Origin of the sequence: Nocardia sp. NPDC050718, assembly GCF_040654235.1 — a bacterium.
Lineage (GTDB): Bacteria > Actinomycetota > Actinomycetes > Mycobacteriales > Mycobacteriaceae > Nocardia.
The window spans coordinates 613,251-628,248 of sequence record NZ_JBFAHQ010000002.1; the positions used below are offsets into that span (position 1 = coordinate 613,251).

At 69.7% G+C, this 14,998-nt stretch carries 15 protein-coding genes; 13 read left to right on the top strand and 2 right to left on the bottom strand.

All coding sequences use genetic code 11. The features are described from left to right. The first annotated feature begins 8 nt into the window (after positions 1–8). The 4 genes from AB0H54_RS12310 to pyrF are packed head-to-tail and all read left to right on the top strand — an operon-like array spanning position 9 to position 5,815. Positions 9–515, top strand: coding sequence for a transporter (locus AB0H54_RS12310; RefSeq protein ID WP_357345087.1), 507 nt, complete (start codon positions 9–11; stop codon positions 513–515). After that, positions 512–1,627, top strand: coding sequence for a glutamine-hydrolyzing carbamoyl-phosphate synthase small subunit (gene carA, locus AB0H54_RS12315; RefSeq protein ID WP_357345089.1), 1,116 nt, complete (start codon positions 512–514; stop codon positions 1,625–1,627). The genes AB0H54_RS12310 and carA overlap by 4 nt, the downstream gene beginning before the upstream one ends. Then, complete coding sequence (gene carB / locus AB0H54_RS12320; protein WP_357345091.1) at positions 1,627–4,989, top strand: carbamoyl-phosphate synthase large subunit; 3,363 nt, start codon at positions 1,627–1,629, stop codon at positions 4,987–4,989. The genes carA and carB overlap by 1 nt, the downstream gene beginning before the upstream one ends. 1 nt (position 4,990) lies before the next feature. Further along, positions 4,991–5,815, top strand: coding sequence for an orotidine-5'-phosphate decarboxylase (gene pyrF / locus AB0H54_RS12325; RefSeq protein ID WP_357345092.1), 825 nt, complete (start codon positions 4,991–4,993; stop codon positions 5,813–5,815). Between the two features lie 113 nt (positions 5,816–5,928). Here pyrF and AB0H54_RS12330 read toward each other — a convergent pair whose 3' ends face one another. Next, the gene (locus AB0H54_RS12330; RefSeq protein WP_357345093.1) at positions 5,929–7,023 is read right to left on the bottom strand and encodes a serine hydrolase domain-containing protein; all 1,095 of its coding nucleotides are present in this window, start codon (positions 7,021–7,023) and stop codon (positions 5,929–5,931) included. A gap of 155 nt (positions 7,024–7,178) precedes the next feature. Between AB0H54_RS12330 and AB0H54_RS12335 the strand changes: the two genes are divergently transcribed. From AB0H54_RS12335 to AB0H54_RS12345, 3 genes are all read left to right on the top strand, one after another. Then, a complete protein-coding gene (locus AB0H54_RS12335) occupies positions 7,179–7,829 on the top strand; it encodes a DedA family protein (RefSeq protein ID WP_357345095.1) in 651 nt (216 codons plus the stop codon). A 142-nt stretch (positions 7,830–7,971) separates the two neighbouring features. Further along, positions 7,972–9,096 carry an ATP-binding protein gene (locus AB0H54_RS12340; protein ID WP_357345097.1) on the top strand — a complete coding sequence of 375 codons (1,125 nt, stop codon included), beginning with the start codon at positions 7,972–7,974 and terminating at the stop codon, positions 9,094–9,096. Beyond that, a complete protein-coding gene (locus AB0H54_RS12345) occupies positions 9,087–9,743 on the top strand; it encodes a response regulator transcription factor (protein WP_357345099.1) in 657 nt (218 codons plus the stop codon). The genes AB0H54_RS12340 and AB0H54_RS12345 overlap by 10 nt, the downstream gene beginning before the upstream one ends. A gap of 16 nt (positions 9,744–9,759) precedes the next feature. Here the strand turns inward: AB0H54_RS12345 and AB0H54_RS12350 are convergent, their stop codons facing one another. After that, a complete protein-coding gene (locus AB0H54_RS12350) occupies positions 9,760–10,113 on the bottom strand; it encodes a DUF6463 family protein (RefSeq protein WP_357345101.1) in 354 nt (117 codons plus the stop codon). Positions 10,114–10,137: 24 nt separating this feature from the next. On the opposite strand from AB0H54_RS12350, the gene AB0H54_RS12355 reads away from it, so the two are divergent. The 6 genes from AB0H54_RS12355 to metK all read left to right on the top strand — a co-directional run bounded on the left by AB0H54_RS12355 (position 10,138) and on the right by metK (position 14,997). Then, positions 10,138–10,728 carry a TetR/AcrR family transcriptional regulator gene (locus AB0H54_RS12355; protein ID WP_357345103.1) on the top strand — a complete coding sequence of 197 codons (591 nt, stop codon included), beginning with the start codon at positions 10,138–10,140 and terminating at the stop codon, positions 10,726–10,728. 347 nt (positions 10,729–11,075) lie between these two features. Then, entirely contained in the window at positions 11,076–11,396 is a 321-nt protein-coding gene (gene mihF, locus AB0H54_RS12360; protein WP_043653536.1) for an integration host factor, actinobacterial type, read from the top strand. 5 nt (positions 11,397–11,401) lie between these two features. Continuing rightward, the gene (gene gmk / locus AB0H54_RS12365) at positions 11,402–11,986 is read left to right on the top strand and encodes a guanylate kinase (RefSeq protein ID WP_357345105.1); all 585 of its coding nucleotides are present in this window, start codon (positions 11,402–11,404) and stop codon (positions 11,984–11,986) included. Between the two features lie 28 nt (positions 11,987–12,014). Further along, entirely contained in the window at positions 12,015–12,293 is a 279-nt protein-coding gene (gene rpoZ / locus AB0H54_RS12370) for a DNA-directed RNA polymerase subunit omega (RefSeq protein ID WP_110035543.1), read from the top strand. 28 nt (positions 12,294–12,321) lie between these two features. Further along, positions 12,322–13,539, top strand: coding sequence for a bifunctional phosphopantothenoylcysteine decarboxylase/phosphopantothenate--cysteine ligase CoaBC (gene coaBC, locus AB0H54_RS12375; protein ID WP_218721690.1), 1,218 nt, complete (start codon positions 12,322–12,324; stop codon positions 13,537–13,539). Positions 13,540–13,785: 246 nt separating this feature from the next. Next, positions 13,786–14,997 carry a methionine adenosyltransferase gene (metK, locus tag AB0H54_RS12380; protein WP_357345107.1) on the top strand — a complete coding sequence of 404 codons (1,212 nt, stop codon included), beginning with the start codon at positions 13,786–13,788 and terminating at the stop codon, positions 14,995–14,997. Position 14,998: the final 1 nt, after the last annotated feature.

The following is a 14,998-nucleotide window of genomic DNA, read 5'->3' on the forward strand; positions in this document are numbered from 1 at the left end:
CCAGGAACGTGGAAAGAACTCTGTGGGTACTGGGGTGTCTGGCCCTGTTCCTCCTGTGCCTGTGGCTGATGTACCGAGCCTGGCAGAAGAAGGCCACCCGGCAGCAGGCCCGGATCGGCGAGCTGCCGACCGTGCCCGCCGAGCTGGGCGCGCAACTACTGGAACCGACCACCGGCCTCTACCTGGGCAGCACCCTCGCGCCCAGCTGGCAGGACCGGATCGCGGTCGGTGACCTGGGATTCCGGGCGACCGCGGAACTGACGCGGTTCGAACGCGGAATCCTGCTCGAACGCGACGGGGCGACGGTGATCTGGATTCCGCAGGAATCCGTGGTCGCCGTGCGGACCGAACGCGGCCACGCGGGCAAAGTGATGACAGAGAATGGTGTGCTGGTAATTCGCTGGACACTGCCGACCGGAACCGAGATCGATACCGGATTCCGGGGCGACGACAAGACGGTGTACCCGGCATGGACCGCGGATGCGACCAGGGCGACGACGGGAGACGAGGAATGAGCAAAGTGAAAGCGGCCTTGGTACTGGAGGACGGCCGCGTGTTCCGCGGTACCGCCTTCGGCGCCGAGGGCCAGACCCTGGGCGAGGCGGTGTTCTGCACCGCGATGACCGGATACCAGGAGACCCTGACCGACCCCAGCTACGACCGCCAGATCGTGGTGGCCACCGCCCCGCAGATCGGCAACACCGGCTGGAACGACGAGGACGACGAGTCCGGCAAGATCTGGGTCGCCGGCTACGCCGTGCGCGACCCCTCGCCGATCTCCTCCAACTGGCGCGCCACCGGCACCCTGCAGGACCAGCTCGACAAGCAGAACGTGGTCGGCATCGCCGGCATCGACACCCGCGCGGTCGTGCGCCACCTGCGCACCCGCGGCTCGATGAAGGCGGGCATCTTCTCCGGTGCCGCCCTGGCCGGTGACGACGAGCTGCTGGCCCGCGTCAACAGCCAGCCCTCCATGCTGGGCGCCGACCTCGCCGAAGAGGTCAGCACCGACGGCATGTACACGATCGAGCCGGTCGGCGACCATCGCTTCACCGTCGTCGCGGTCGACCTGGGCATCAAGACCAACACCCCGCGCATGTTCGCCGAGCGCGGCGTACGCACCCACGTGGTGCCGTCGAACACCTCCCTCGACGACATCCTGGCGCTGAACCCCAACGGCGTGTTCCTCTCGAACGGCCCCGGCGACCCGGCCACCCAGACCGGCGCGATCGCGCTGACCCAGGGTGTGCTCGAGCGCGGGATCCCGCTGTTCGGCATCTGCTTCGGCAACCAGATCCTGGGCCGGGCGCTGGGGCGGAGCACCTACAAGATGAAGTTCGGCCACCGCGGCATCAACATCCCGGTGGTCGAAGAGGGCACCGGCCGCATCTCCATCACCGCGCAGAACCACGGCTTCGCGCTGGAAGGCGAGAAGGGCGAGGTGTTCGACACCCCCTTCGGCAAGGCCGAGGTCTCCCACATCTGCGCCAACGACGGCACCGTCGAGGGTGTGCGACTGATCGACGGTCGCGCCTTCTCGGTGCAGTACCACCCCGAGGCCGCCGCAGGCCCGCACGACGCCGCATACCTGTTCGACCGTTTCGCCGGTCTCATGGAAGGAGCCTGATGCCTCGCCGCGAGGATCTGAAGCACATCCTGGTGATCGGCTCTGGCCCGATCGTGATCGGCCAGGCGTGCGAATTCGACTACTCCGGTACCCAGGCGTGCCGGGTGCTGCGGTCCGAGGGACTGCGCGTATCGCTGGTGAACTCCAACCCGGCGACCATCATGACCGACCCCGAGTTCGCCGACTCCACCTACGTGGAGCCGATCACCCCGGAGTTCGTCGAGAAGGTCATCGACAAGGAGCGTCCCGACGCCATCCTGGCCACCCTCGGTGGGCAGACCGCGCTCAACACCGCGGTCGCGCTGCACGAGCGCGGGGTGCTGGAGAAGTACAACGTCGAGCTGATCGGCGCCGACTTCGAGGCCATCCAGCGTGGTGAGGACCGGCAGAAGTTCAAGGACATCGTCGCCAAGGTCGGCGGCGAGAGCGCCCGCAGCCGGGTCTGTTACACCATGGACGAGGTCCGTGAGACCGTCGGCGAGCTCGGCTTCCCGGTCGTGGTGCGCCCGTCGTTCACCATGGGCGGCCTCGGTTCCGGCATGGCCTACAACGACGAGGACCTCGACCGCATCGCCGGTGGCGGCCTGGCCGCCTCGCCGACCGCGAACGTCCTGATCGAGGAGTCCATCCTCGGCTGGAAGGAATTCGAGCTCGAGCTCATGCGCGACGGCCGCGACAATGTCGTGATCGTCTGCTCCATCGAGAACGTCGACCCGATGGGCGTGCACACCGGTGACTCGGTCACCGTCGCCCCGGCGATGACGCTCACCGACCGCGAGTACCAGAAGATGCGCGATCTCGGCATCGCCATCCTGCGCGAGGTCGGCGTCGACACCGGCGGCTGCAACATCCAGTTCGCGGTCGACCCGAAGGACGGTCGCCTGATCGTCATCGAGATGAACCCGCGCGTCTCGCGCTCCTCGGCGTTGGCCTCGAAGGCCACCGGCTTCCCGATCGCCAAGATCGCCGCCAAGCTGGCCATCGGCTACACCCTCGACGAAATCGTCAACGACATCACCGGCGAGACCCCGGCCTGCTTCGAGCCGACCCTGGACTACGTCGTCGTGAAGGCGCCGCGGTTCGCGTTCGAGAAGTTCCCCGGCGCCGACGCCACGCTGACCACCACCATGAAGTCGGTGGGCGAGGCGATGTCGATGGGCCGCAACTTCTCCGAGGCACTCGGCAAGGTGCTGCGCTCGCTCGAGACCAAGGCCGCCAGCTTCTGGACCCTCGACGACGGGCAGTGGGCGCCGAAGGACCCGAGCGATCCCACGTCGGTGCGCGAGGCGATCGAGGCCATCCTCGCCGACCTGCGCGTACCCACCGAAGGCCGCATCTACCAGGTCGAGCGGGCGCTGCGTCTCGGCGCGAGCATCGAAGAGACCGCGCTGGCCTCCGGTGTCGACCCGTGGTTCGTCGCCGAGGTCGCCGGACTGGTCACGCTGCGCCAGGAAGTCCTCGACGCGCCGGTGCTCGACGAGGACCTGCTGCGCCGCGCCAAGCACTACGGCCTGTCCGACCGCCAGCTCGCCGCCCTGCGGCCCGAGCTCGCGGGCGAGGCCGGTGTGCGCTCGCTGCGCCACCGCCTGGGGGTGCGCCCGGTCTACAAGACCGTCGACACCTGTGCCGCCGAGTTCGAGGCCAAGACGCCGTACCACTACAGCTCCTACGAGCTGGATCCCGGCGCGGAGTCCGAGGTCGCGCCGCAGCGTGAGCGCGACAAGGTGATCATCCTCGGCTCGGGCCCGAACCGCATCGGTCAGGGCATCGAGTTCGACTACTCGTGTGTGCACGCCGCCCAGACGCTCTCGGCCGCGGGCTACGAGACCGTCATGGTCAACTGCAACCCCGAGACCGTCTCCACCGACTACGACACCGCCGACCGCCTCTACTTCGAGCCGCTCACCTTCGAGGACGTGCTCGAGGTGTACCACGCGGAAACCGAGTCGGGCACCGTCGCCGGTGTGATCGTGCAGCTCGGCGGCCAGACCCCGCTCAGCCTGGCGCAGCGGCTCACCGACGCGGGCGTGCCGGTCGTCGGTACCTCCGCGGCCGCGATCGACCTGGCCGAGGACCGCGGCGAATTCGGTGACGTGCTCGTCGCCGCCGGCCTGCCCGCGCCCAAGTACGGCACCGCCACCACGGTCGAGCAGGCCAAGAAGATCGCCGCCGAGATCGGCTACCCGGTGCTGGTGCGCCCGTCCTACGTGCTCGGCGGTCGCGGCATGGAGATCGTCTACGACGAGACCTCGCTCGAGGGCTACATCTCCCGCGCCACCGAGCTCAACCCCGAGCACCCGGTGCTGGTCGACCGCTTCCTGGAAGACGCCATCGAGATCGACGTCGACGCCCTGTGCGACGGCGAGGAGGTCTACCTCGGTGGCGTCATGGAGCACATCGAGGAAGCCGGTATCCACTCCGGTGACTCCGCCTGCGCGCTGCCCCCGATCACCCTGGGCCGCAGCGACATCGAGGCCGTGCGCCGCTCCACCATCGCGCTGGCCAAGGGCATCGGCGTCAAGGGCCTGCTCAACGTGCAGTACGCGCTCAAGGACGACATCCTCTACGTGCTCGAGGCCAACCCGCGCGCGAGCCGCACGGTGCCGTTCGTCTCCAAGGCGACCGCGGTGCCGCTGGCCAAGGCGTGCGCGCGCGTCATGCTCGGCGCGTCCATCGCCGACCTGCGCAAGGAAGGCATGCTGCCGCCCGAGGGCGACGGCGGCCACGTGCCGCTGGACGCGCCGGTCGCGGTGAAGGAAGCCGTGCTGCCCTTCCACCGGTTCCGTCGTGCCGACGGCTCCGGCGTGGACTCGCTGCTCTCCCCGGAGATGAAGTCCACCGGCGAGGTCATGGGCATCGACGCCGACTTCGGCACCGCCTTCGCCAAGAGCCAGGCCGCCGCCTACGGCTCGCTGCCGACCGAGGGCACCGTGTTCGTCTCCGTCGCCAACCGTGACAAGCGCGCCATGGTGTTCCCGATCAAGCGCCTGCACGACCTGGGCTTCCGCATCCTCGCCACCGAGGGCACCGCGGAAACCCTGCGCCGCAACGGCATTCCGTGCGAGCAGGTGCGCAAGCACTCCGACCCGGAAGCCACCGACCCGGCGACCGGCATGCCGGAGGCCTCGATCGTCGAGCAGATCCGCGACGGCGAGATCGACATCGTGTTCAACACCCCCTACGGCAACTCGGGCCCCCGCGTGGACGGCTACGAGATCCGCACCGCCGCGGTGGGCGCGAACATCCCGTGCATCACCACTGTGCAGGGCGCGGCCGCGGCGGTGCAGGGCATCGAGGCGAGCATCAACGGCGGCATCGGCGTGCGCTCGCTGCAGCAGCTGCACTCGGTGCTGCGGGGCTGACATGCACAGCTTCGGTCACCGGTTGCAGCACGCCATGCGGGAATTCGGCCCGCTGTGCGTCGGCATCGACCCCCACCCCGGGCTGCTCCGGGCGTGGGGGCTGTCCGAGGACGTCGACGGGCTCGAGGCGTTCGCCGAGATCTGCGTCGAGGCCTTCGACGGTCGTGTCGCCCTGGTGAAGCCGCAGGTCGCGTTCTTCGAGACCTACGGTTCGGGCGGTCTCGCGGTGCTCGAGCGCACCATCGAGGTGCTGCGGGCCTCGGGCACCCTGGTGCTGGCCGACGCCAAGCGCGGCGACATCGGCTCCACCATGGACGCCTACGCGCACGCCTGGCTCGGTGACGGCCCGCTGGGCTCCGACGCCGTGACGGTCTCGCCGTACCTCGGTTTCGGGTCCCTCGACCCGGCGCTGAGCCTGGCGCACGACAATCATCGCGGCGTGTTCGTCCTCGCGGCGACGTCGAATCCCGAAGGGGCGCAACTCCAGCGGATCACCGCCGCGGACGGTCGCACGATCGCCCAGACCATGGTCGACGAGGCGGCGGCGCGCAACGCGGGCCACGGTTTCGGCTCGGTCGGTGTGGTCGTCGGCGCGACGCTCACCGAGGCGCCGGACCTCTCGGCCCTCAACGGCCCCATCCTGATGCCCGGTGTCGGCGCGCAGGGCGGGGGAGCGGACTCCATCCGCGCCCTGGTCCCCGCGGCGAACCTGGCCGCGGTGGTACCCAACGTGTCGCGCGAGGTACTGAGCGCCGGCCCGTCGGTCACGGCGCTGTGCGACAAGACGGCTCGCCTGCAGGAGGAGTTCGCGTTCCTCCAGGGCTGACGACAACGCGACAGGCCGGGGGTAGCGACAAGCTGCCCCCGGCCTGATCGTTTCCATGGGCCGCGCCCCGCGATCCGGCGGGGCGGATCGGTTCGCGTGGCGGCGGACCGCGGTCAGGCGAGGCAGTAGGTGGCGGTGACCGTGGCCAACAGCGACAGCGCGTCCGACGAATCCGCCGAGCCGAGCACCATCGTCAGCGACCGTCCCCCTGTCGAGCGGAACGCGTACGACACGTAGCCGAGCAACTCGCCGCCGTGTCCCCACAGCCGGTCGCCGCACGGCGGGTCGAACCGCTGCAGGCCGAGGCCGTAGTGGAACCCCATCCCCATCGGGACGGTTTCACGCATCCGGTCCAGCGCGGCGGGGCTGGTCAGCCGTCCGCCCAGCAGGGCCGCGAAGAACGCGTCCAGATCGGCGGTGGTGGAGATCATCTCGCCCGCCGCGCCGTCCAGCGACGGATTCATCTCGGTGACCTCCGTGCGGCCGACACCGTCGATGTCGCGGTGCGCGGTCAGCGCGGGCGCGGGGATGGCGGGATCGTCGCCGGGAATCGTGGTGGCGGTGAGCCGCAGCGGGGTGAGGATCCGGTCGCGGACCTCGTCGCCGTAGCGGTGCCCGGTCAGCCGCTCGATCAGCAGGCCGAGGACGACGTAGTTCGTGTTGGAGTAGCGGAAGCGGGCGCCTGGCGCGAAGTAGGGCTCGTGCGCGGTCGCGACGGCGACCAGATCGCGGGGCGCGTAGCCGCGGAATCGGTCGGCGCCGCGCCAGCGGTTCGTCGACAGTCCGGGCTCCTTCATGTAGTCGTACAGCCCGCTGGTGTGATTCATCAACTGCCGCACGGTGATCCGGTCGCCACCCGGAATCAGGCCGGGCAGGTGTGTCGCGATCGGGTCGGCGAGGCGGATCCGGCCCTCGTCCATCAGCTGCAGCACCACGGTCGCGACGAAGGTCTTGGTGATGCTGCCGATCCGGAACCGGCTGTGCGGGTCCGGTGTGGGCCGTCCGTCGCCGCCGTGCTGCCACTCGCGAGGTCGCTCTCCGTCGGAGACCCGCAGCAGGACGTCGGTGCCGTGCCATCGGGCTGTCGCCTCGACCATGTGCCCGACAACCCGCCACCGCGCCGTCACGAGGACGGCGGCGGCCACCGTCGTGGCCACCAGAACGGTCCCCAGGACGACCACGCAGGCACGAAATAGCTTCTGTCGCATGGTATTCGACGCTAGGCAGCGGATCCGCCGCCGACGAGGGTGTACGCCCCGCGATCGGGGTGCGGAAAACCCCACCCCCGGACTGCGGTCGCCCCGCCCGGACCGGGGGGTCGACGCTACCGACCGGCGCGGGCCTGCTCCCTAGCGTCGAAAGCATGGAGACGACAGGGAATTCGACCGGCCTCACCGGCATCGCCGGCTGGGCGGTCCAGCTGATGGAACAGCTCGGCGGGCTCGGCGCCGGTATCGCGATCGCGCTCGAGAACCTCTTCCCGCCGCTGCCCAGCGAGGTGATCCTGCCGCTGGCGGGATTCACCGCGAGCCGCGGCCGGTTCGGCCTGGCCGAGGTGCTGCTGTGGACGACGCTGGGGTCGGTTCTCGGCGCGCTCGCCCTCTACGGACTCGGTGCCGCCCTCGGCCGCGATCGGCTCCGCCGGATCGTCGACCGGCTACCACTGGTGCGCCTGTCCGACCTGGACCGCACCGAAGACTGGTTCGCCCGCCACGGCGACAAGGCGGTGTTCTTCGGCCGGATGATCCCGATCTTCCGCAGCCTGATCTCGATCCCGGCCGGTGTCGAACGGATGCCGATCGGGCGTTTCACCGTGCTGACCACGGCGGGCAGCCTGCTGTGGAACGCGGTCTTCGTGTTCGCGGGGTACGCCCTCGGCGAGAACTGGCACGTCGTGGAGACCTACGCGGGTGTGTTGCAGAAACTGGTCATCGCGGCGGTGCTCGTGGCTGTGACGTGGTTCCTCGTCGGCCGCCTCCGTGACCGGCGTCCGCGCGCCGGTGTCCGACGATGACCGCGACAGCTACCGCGGCACCACCTCCGGTGCGCCGGGATCGGCCGGGGGCCGGGATCATCGCGCCGTCGCTGTTCGCACGGCCAGGGGCCGTGACCGCACGCCGGTCGCCGAAGTGGCTGTGACAGGGGAGGATCGGGAGATGGTTTCTGCTCCGGCACGATCGTCGCGAAGTGCCGCGGCGATCGCGGGGTACCTGCTCGGTGTCGCGACCGTCCCGCTCGATCTGCTCGCCGCACTCGCCGCGCCGGTCGCGATGCCGCTCACCGATCGGGTCGCGACGATCGAGCGATGGCGGGTGACGCACCTGCTCGGTGTTCCCCCGACCGCTGCTCCCCGGGGCGCGCGGGCCGCCGGGTACCTGGCGGCCCGCGCCGTGATCGGGCTGGTCGGGGCCGTGGTGCTCGGGCTCTGCGGTGCGGGTGTCGTGTCCGCGGCGGCCCTGGTGTACGGCGCGAGCACCGGCGCGGCGGTGCCGATCGTCGATGCCACCGAACCGGGCCAGATCACCTGGACGACGGTGGCGGTGGTGCTGCTGCCCGGCGCGGTGCTGTGCTTCCTCGGGGTGCAGGGACTGGTCGGCGTCGTGCGCGCCGACGCGTGGGCGCTGCGGCGCAGCGTGCGGCCGGGGCCGGGCGAGCTGGCCCAGCGGGTGGCGCAGCTGACCACGACCCGCGCCGACGTGGTCGGCATCATCGACGACGAACGCCGCCGCATCGAACGCGACCTGCACGACGGCGTGCAGCAGCGCGTCGTCGCCCTGTCGATCCTGCTCGGCCGGCTGGAACGCGAGCCCGACGGTGCCGCCGGCGCCGAGCTGCAGCGGCGGGCGATCACCGAGACCGGTCACATCCTCGACGAGCTGCGCGAGGTGTCGTGGCGCATCTACCCGGCCATGCTCGCCCGTGACGGACTCCACGCCGCGCTCGAAGCCCTGGCCGACCGGACCCCGCTGCCGACCCGGCTCGACTACGCGCTCTCCGAGCGCGCGCCCCGGCCGGTCGAATCGGCCTGCTACTTCGCCGCCAGCGAGGCGATCACCAACGCCATCAAGCACTCCGGGGCCACGGCGGTCGAGGTCGGTGTCGAGCGTGACGGGCCGGTCGTGCGCCTGCGGGTGCGCGACGACGGGATCGGCGGCGCCGACCTCACCGGCCACGGGCTGGCGGGGATGGCCACCCGCGTCACCGCGATGGACGGCACGATGCGAGTGGACAGCCCGCCGGGCGGCCCGACGACGATCACCGTGGAGGTTCCGTGCGGATAACCCTGGCCGAGGATTCCGCGCTGCTGCGCGAGAGCCTGGCCCAGCTGCTGACGGCCGAGGGCCACGAGATCGTCGACTCCGTCGGCACCGCGAGCGAGTTGCTGGCCGCCGTGCGGGTCCGGCCGCCCGATCTGGTCATCGCCGATGTCCGGATGCCGCCCGACCACGTCGACGAGGGCATCAGGGCGGCGCTCGAGATCCGCCGGGAGCAGCCCGGCATCGCGGTCCTGGTGCTCTCGCAGTACGTCGAGCGCAGGCACGCCGCGGAATTCCTGACCGGCACCGGCGGCATCGGCTACCTGCTCAAGGACCGGGTCGCCGCGATCGGCGCGTTCCTGGAGGCCGTCGAGCGGGTCGGCGCGGGCGGCACCGCCTTCGATCCGGAAGTGGTGCGTCAGCTGCTGCTGCGCAATCGCGCCGATTCGCCGCTGCACCGGCTGACCGAGCGTGAGCGGGCGGTGCTCGAGCTCATGGCGCAGGGCCTGAGCAATGCCGCCATCTGTCAGCAGCTGTTCGTCACCCGCAGTGCCGTCGAGAAGCACATCAACGCGATCTTCACGAAGCTGGACCTGCCCGCGGGCGAAGCGCACAACCGGCGCGTGCTCGCGATCCTGCGGCACCTGCGGGCGGGCGCGGTCGACGCCTAGCCCGTGCCCGCCGCGGTCAGGCCTCGGCCGCGGCGGGAATCCGCCCGCGCCACCAGCCCAGCGCGCCCACACCGAGCGGCACCAACAGGGTGACGAAACCCGACAGCGGCATGTAGACCAGTCCGGCAATGGTCGTCACGGCCAACGCGAGCAGTACCGACCCGGGCACGAACCCGCGAACTCGCTCCAGCTCGATCATGGCCAGCCCGAGCCCGATGCCGAGCACCCCGAACAGGGTGAACCAGAACGACAGCTCGGTGTCCTGATCACCGGCCACGAGCAGCGCGACGCCCATGATCGTGTGGACGGTCGCGATGACCACCAAGGCCGCCCCAGCCAGGGGGAATCTAGTTCTTGAATTCATATTCATAAACTGTGCCACTAGGCTGACGCGGTGGCAAGACCCCGGCTCTTCACCGACGACCAGGTGCTCGACGCGGCCCGCGATCTGCTGGCCGATCCGGCGATCACCCGGCCTGCGATCACCGCGATCGGCCAGGCCGCGGGCGTGCACACGGGGTCGATCTATGTGCGATTCGCCTCACGTGACGAACTGCTCGCCCGGCTCTGGCTGCGCTCGATCCGGCGCTTCCACGAGGGGCTGCTCGACGCGCTGGCCGGGCCGTCGCCGCTGCTGGCCGCGGCGATCTACCTGGTGCGCTACTGCCGCGAACATCCGACCGAGGCCAGGGCGATGAAGATGTTCCATCGCGACGAACTGCTCGCGGTCGGTCCCGAAGAACTCCAGCACGAGATCGCCACGGTCAACGACGCCATGAACGCCGCCCTGCTGGCCGCGGTGGTCACCGAATTCGGTGCCGCCGACCCCGAGGCCACCGCCGTCGCGGAGGCCGCGGTGAAGGCGATTCCGTACGGTCTGGTGCGCGACTACATCGCGCGGGCGGCGCCGATTCCGGGGTGGGTCGACGAGGTCACCGCGACCGCGACGGGGGCCGTTCTGGATCGATTTCGTTCCCGATCTTGACGACACGCGGTGTGAAATCCAGCGACACGCGGGGATTTTCCGGAAACCCGCTGGTCGCGCGCCACCGGGTTTGCGGGGCCTGTGATCGCTGCGGGCGCAACCGAATGGCTAACACCGCCCAAATCGGCATAACCGCAGGTGGGGGTGCATTTTCTGAATTCGGCGGTACGATCGGGGCGGAAGAATCGCCGGTCACCGCATCGGGCCCGCGCGCCCCATACGGCATCCGTAATCCGGCCCTGACCTGGGGGTCGGGTTCGCAATCGGCGGGCGTCGTGGGTACGGTCGCACAGACCGTCCGGGTAACCGGCGGTAGATCTAGCAATGAACGATGAGACGGAGGAACCGTGGCCCTTCCCCAGCTGACTGACGAGCAGCGCGCCGCTGCTTTGGAGAAGGCGGCTGCCGCTCGCCGTGCTCGGGCGGAGCTCAAGGAGCGCCTGAAGCGTGGCGGTACCAACCTGAAGCAGGTCCTCACCGACGCCGAGTCCGACGAGATTCTCGGCAAGATGAAGGTCTCTGCGCTGCTCGAGGCTCTGCCGAAGGTGGGCAAGGTCAAGGCTGCCGAGATCATGACCGAGCTGGAGATCGCCCCCACCCGGCGGCTCCGTGGCCTGGGCGACCGTCAGCGCAAGGCGCTGCTGGCTCGCTTCGACTTCGACGCCTGATTCAGGTGGTCGAACACACGCGGAAGGGTCGGCTGGTTGTACTGGTCGGCCCCTCGGCCGTGGGTAAGTCCACGGTCGTGCGGTGCGTGCGGGAACGCCTGCCCGAACTGGTATTCAGCGTGTCGGCGACGACCCGGGCCCCCCGGCCCGGGGAAGTCGACGGCCGGGACTACCGTTTCGTTTCCCGAGCCGAGTTCGACGCCATGATCGCGGCGGACGAACTGCTCGAATGGGCGGACATCCACGGGGGGTTGCAGCGATCGGGCACCCCCGCGGCCCCGGTGCGGGACGCACTGGCGGCCGGACATCACGTTCTGCTCGAGGTCGATCTGGCCGGTGCGCGCTCGGTCCGGCAGGCGATGCCGGAAGCGCTGCTGGTGTTTCTCGCGCCGCCGAGCTGGGAAGAACTGGTCTCGCGCCTGCGGTCCCGCGGCACCGAGACGCCCGAGGTGATCGAGCGCAGACTCGAGACCGCCCGGGTCGAATTGGCGGCCTGTGACGAGTTCGACACGGTCATCGTGAACAGCGAGGTGACGACCGCCTGCGAGCAGTTGGTATCGTTATTCGTTAGCACAAATTCGAGTTCTTGACCCACTAACCCCGCAGGAGCCTCCCCTAGTGAGTACGGACATCGCAGCCGCGCCCGCGTACGACACCCCGATCGGCCTCACCAACCCGCCGATCGACGAGCTGCTCGAGCGCACGTCGTCCAAGTACGCCCTGGTGATCTACGCCGCCAAGCGCGCGCGTCAGATCAACGATTACTACAACCAGCTCGGTGACGGCATCCTCGAGTACGTCGGCCCGCTGGTCGAGCCCGGCCTGCAGGAGAAGCCGCTGTCGGTCGCCATGCGTGAAATCCACTCGGACCTGCTCGAGCACACCGAGGGCGAGTGACAATCTCTTTTCCGGAGGCGTAGAGACCATGCGGATCGTCGTCGGGGTCGGCGGGGGCATCGCCGCCTACAAGGCGTGTGCCCTCGTTCGCCGGTTCACCGAGACCGGCCATCAGGTGCGGGTCATCCCCACCGAGTCGGCCCTGCAGTTCGTCGGTAAGGCGACCTTCGAGGCACTGTCCGGCCAGCCGGTGCACACCGGCGTGTTCGCCGACGTGCCCGAGGTGCCGCATGTCCGGATCGGCCAGGAGGCCGATCTCGTCGTCATCGCCCCCGCCACCGCGGACCTGATGGCGCGCGCCGCTCAGGGCCGCGCCGACGATCTGCTCACCGCCACCCTGCTGACGGCTCGATGTCCGGTGCTGTTCGCGCCCGCGATGCACACCGAGATGTGGGAGCATCCGGCGACGGTGGCCAATGTCGCGACGCTGCGAGCGCACGGCGCCAATGTCATGGAACCCGCGTCGGGCCGGCTCACCGGCACCGACACCGGTCCGGGCAGGCTGCCCGAGCCGGAGGAGATCTTCGGTCTGGCCTCGCTGCTGCTCGAACGTCCCGACGCGCTGCCCCGCGACCTCACCGGTCGCCGCGTGGTGATCACCGCCGGTGGCACCAGGGAACCGCTCGATCCGGTGCGTTTCCTCGGCAACCGCAGCTCGGGCAAGCAGGGCTACGCCCTGGCCAGGGTCGCCGCCCAGCGCGGTGCCCAGGTGACGCTGATCGCGGGCAACACCATCGAGCTCGCGCCGCCCGCCGCCGTGGACCTGGTCCACATCACCACCGCCGACCAGCTCAAGACCGCGGTCGACAAGCACGCGCTCGGCGCGGACGCGGTGATCATGGCGGCCGCGGTGGCCGATTTCCGTCCGACCCATGTCGCCGCTGCGAAGATCAAGAAGGGCGCTGACGAGCCCGACGTGATCCCGCTGACCAAGAACGAGGACATCCTCGCCGGCTTGGTCGACGCCCGCACCGACGGCAGGCTCGCCGGCACCGCGATCGTCGGCTTCGCCGCCGAGACCGGCGACGACAACGGTGACGTGCTCACCCACGCGCGCGCCAAACTGGCCAGGAAGGGCTGCGATCTGCTCGTGGTCAACGCGGTCGGGGAGGGCAAGGCGTTCGAGGTCGACACCAACGACGGCTGGTTGCTCGGTGCCGACGGCACCGAACAGGCCCTCGATCACGGCTCCAAGGCGCTGCTGGCCAGCCGGGTGCTCGACGCGCTCGTCCCGCTGCTGCGCTGACCGGGTACGGTCGCCGAAAGCTTCGCGAGATCTGTTGCGCTGCAATGATCGTCGCGCAGTGTACTGCGTACGGACACCGTCCGTGGGCGCCTTCGCCGCTTCGGTGAACAGTCCGGGACAGTCTGTGTGCACTGCGCCACCTCGTCGGTGGTTTGGAATAGTCTGAGAAGAAGGGTTGTGCGGTAGCACCGAGAAGTTACCGTCACAAGCCGACACGAGTAACCCGTTGAGGGAGAGGGAATAACTGTGCGTACGACAGGTAGTCGGCTATTCACCAGTGAGTCCGTGACGGAGGGGCATCCGGACAAGATCTGTGACGCGATCAGCGATTCCATCCTCGACGCGCTGCTCGCGGCTGACCCGCGCAGCCGGGTCGCGGTGGAGACTCTGGTGACCACTGGTCAGGTCCATGTCGCGGGCGAGGTCACCACCTCCGCCTACGCCGACATCCCGCGGATCGTCCGGGAAAAGGTCCTCGAGATCGGATACGACTCCTCCGCAAAGGGTTTCGACGGCAACTCCTGCGGTGTGAACATCGCGATCGGTGCCCAGTCGCCCGATATCGCGCAGGGCGTCGACACCTCGCACGAGGCGCGCGTCGGCGGGTCCGACGACGAGATCGAGCGTCAGGGTGCCGGTGACCAGGGCCTGATGTTCGGCTACGCCACCACCGACACCCCCGAGCTGATGCCGCTGCCGATCGCGCTCGCGCACCGGCTCTCGCGCAAGCTCACCGAGGTCCGCAAGTCCGGCGTGCTGCCGTACCTGCGCCCCGACGGCAAGACCCAGGTCACCATCGAATACGACGGTGACAAGCCGGTCCGGCTCGACACCGTGGTCATCTCGACCCAGCACGCGGCCGATATCGACCTGGACAACCTGCTGGCCCCCGACATCCGGACGAAGGTCGTCGACGCCGTCCTCGGCGATCTGAACCTGCCGACCCTGGACACCTCCGACATCCGCCTGCTGGTCAACCCGACCGGCAAGTTCGTGCTCGGTGGCCCGATGGGCGACGCGGGCCTGACCGGCCGCAAGATCATCGTCGACACCTACGGCGGCATGGCCCGCCACGGTGGCGGCGCGTTCTCCGGCAAGGACCCGTCGAAGGTCGACCGCTCGGCCGCCTACGCCATGCGCTGGGTCGCCAAGAACGTCGTGGCCGCCGAGCTCGCCGAGCGCGTCGAGGTGCAGGTCGCGTACGCGATCGGCAAGTCGGCCCCGGTCGGCCTGTTCGTCGAGACCTTCGGCACCGAGAAGGTCGACCCGGCCCGCATCTCGGCGGCCATCTCCGAGGTCTTCGACCTGCGTCCGGGCGCGATCATCCGCGATCTGGACCTGCTGCGCCCGATCTACGCGCCGACCGCGGCCTACGGACACTTCGGCCGTACCGATGTCGACCTGCCCTGGGAGCACACGGACCGCGCCGACAAGCTGCGCGCGGCCGTCGGCCTGTAAG

Excerpts from the sequence above, each read along its gene's own strand:
- coaBC (WP_218721690.1), top strand. The coding sequence starts at position 12,322 with ATGCGGATCGTCGTCGGGGTCGGCGGGGGCATCGCCGCCTACAAGGCG.
- carB (WP_357345091.1), top strand. The coding sequence starts at position 1,627 with ATGCCTCGCCGCGAGGATCTGAAGCACATCCTGGTGATCGGCTCTGGC.
- carA (WP_357345089.1), top strand. The coding sequence starts at position 512 with ATGAGCAAAGTGAAAGCGGCCTTGGTACTGGAGGACGGCCGCGTGTTC.
- pyrF (WP_357345092.1), top strand. The coding sequence starts at position 4,991 with ATGCACAGCTTCGGTCACCGGTTGCAGCACGCCATGCGGGAATTCGGC.
- AB0H54_RS12340 (WP_357345097.1), top strand. The coding sequence starts at position 7,972 with ATGGTTTCTGCTCCGGCACGATCGTCGCGAAGTGCCGCGGCGATCGCG.
- AB0H54_RS12335 (WP_357345095.1), top strand. The coding sequence starts at position 7,179 with ATGGAGACGACAGGGAATTCGACCGGCCTCACCGGCATCGCCGGCTGG.
- AB0H54_RS12330 (WP_357345093.1), bottom strand. The coding sequence starts at position 7,023 with ATGCGACAGAAGCTATTTCGTGCCTGCGTGGTCGTCCTGGGGACCGTT.
- AB0H54_RS12350 (WP_357345101.1), bottom strand. The coding sequence starts at position 10,113 with ATGAATATGAATTCAAGAACTAGATTCCCCCTGGCTGGGGCGGCCTTG.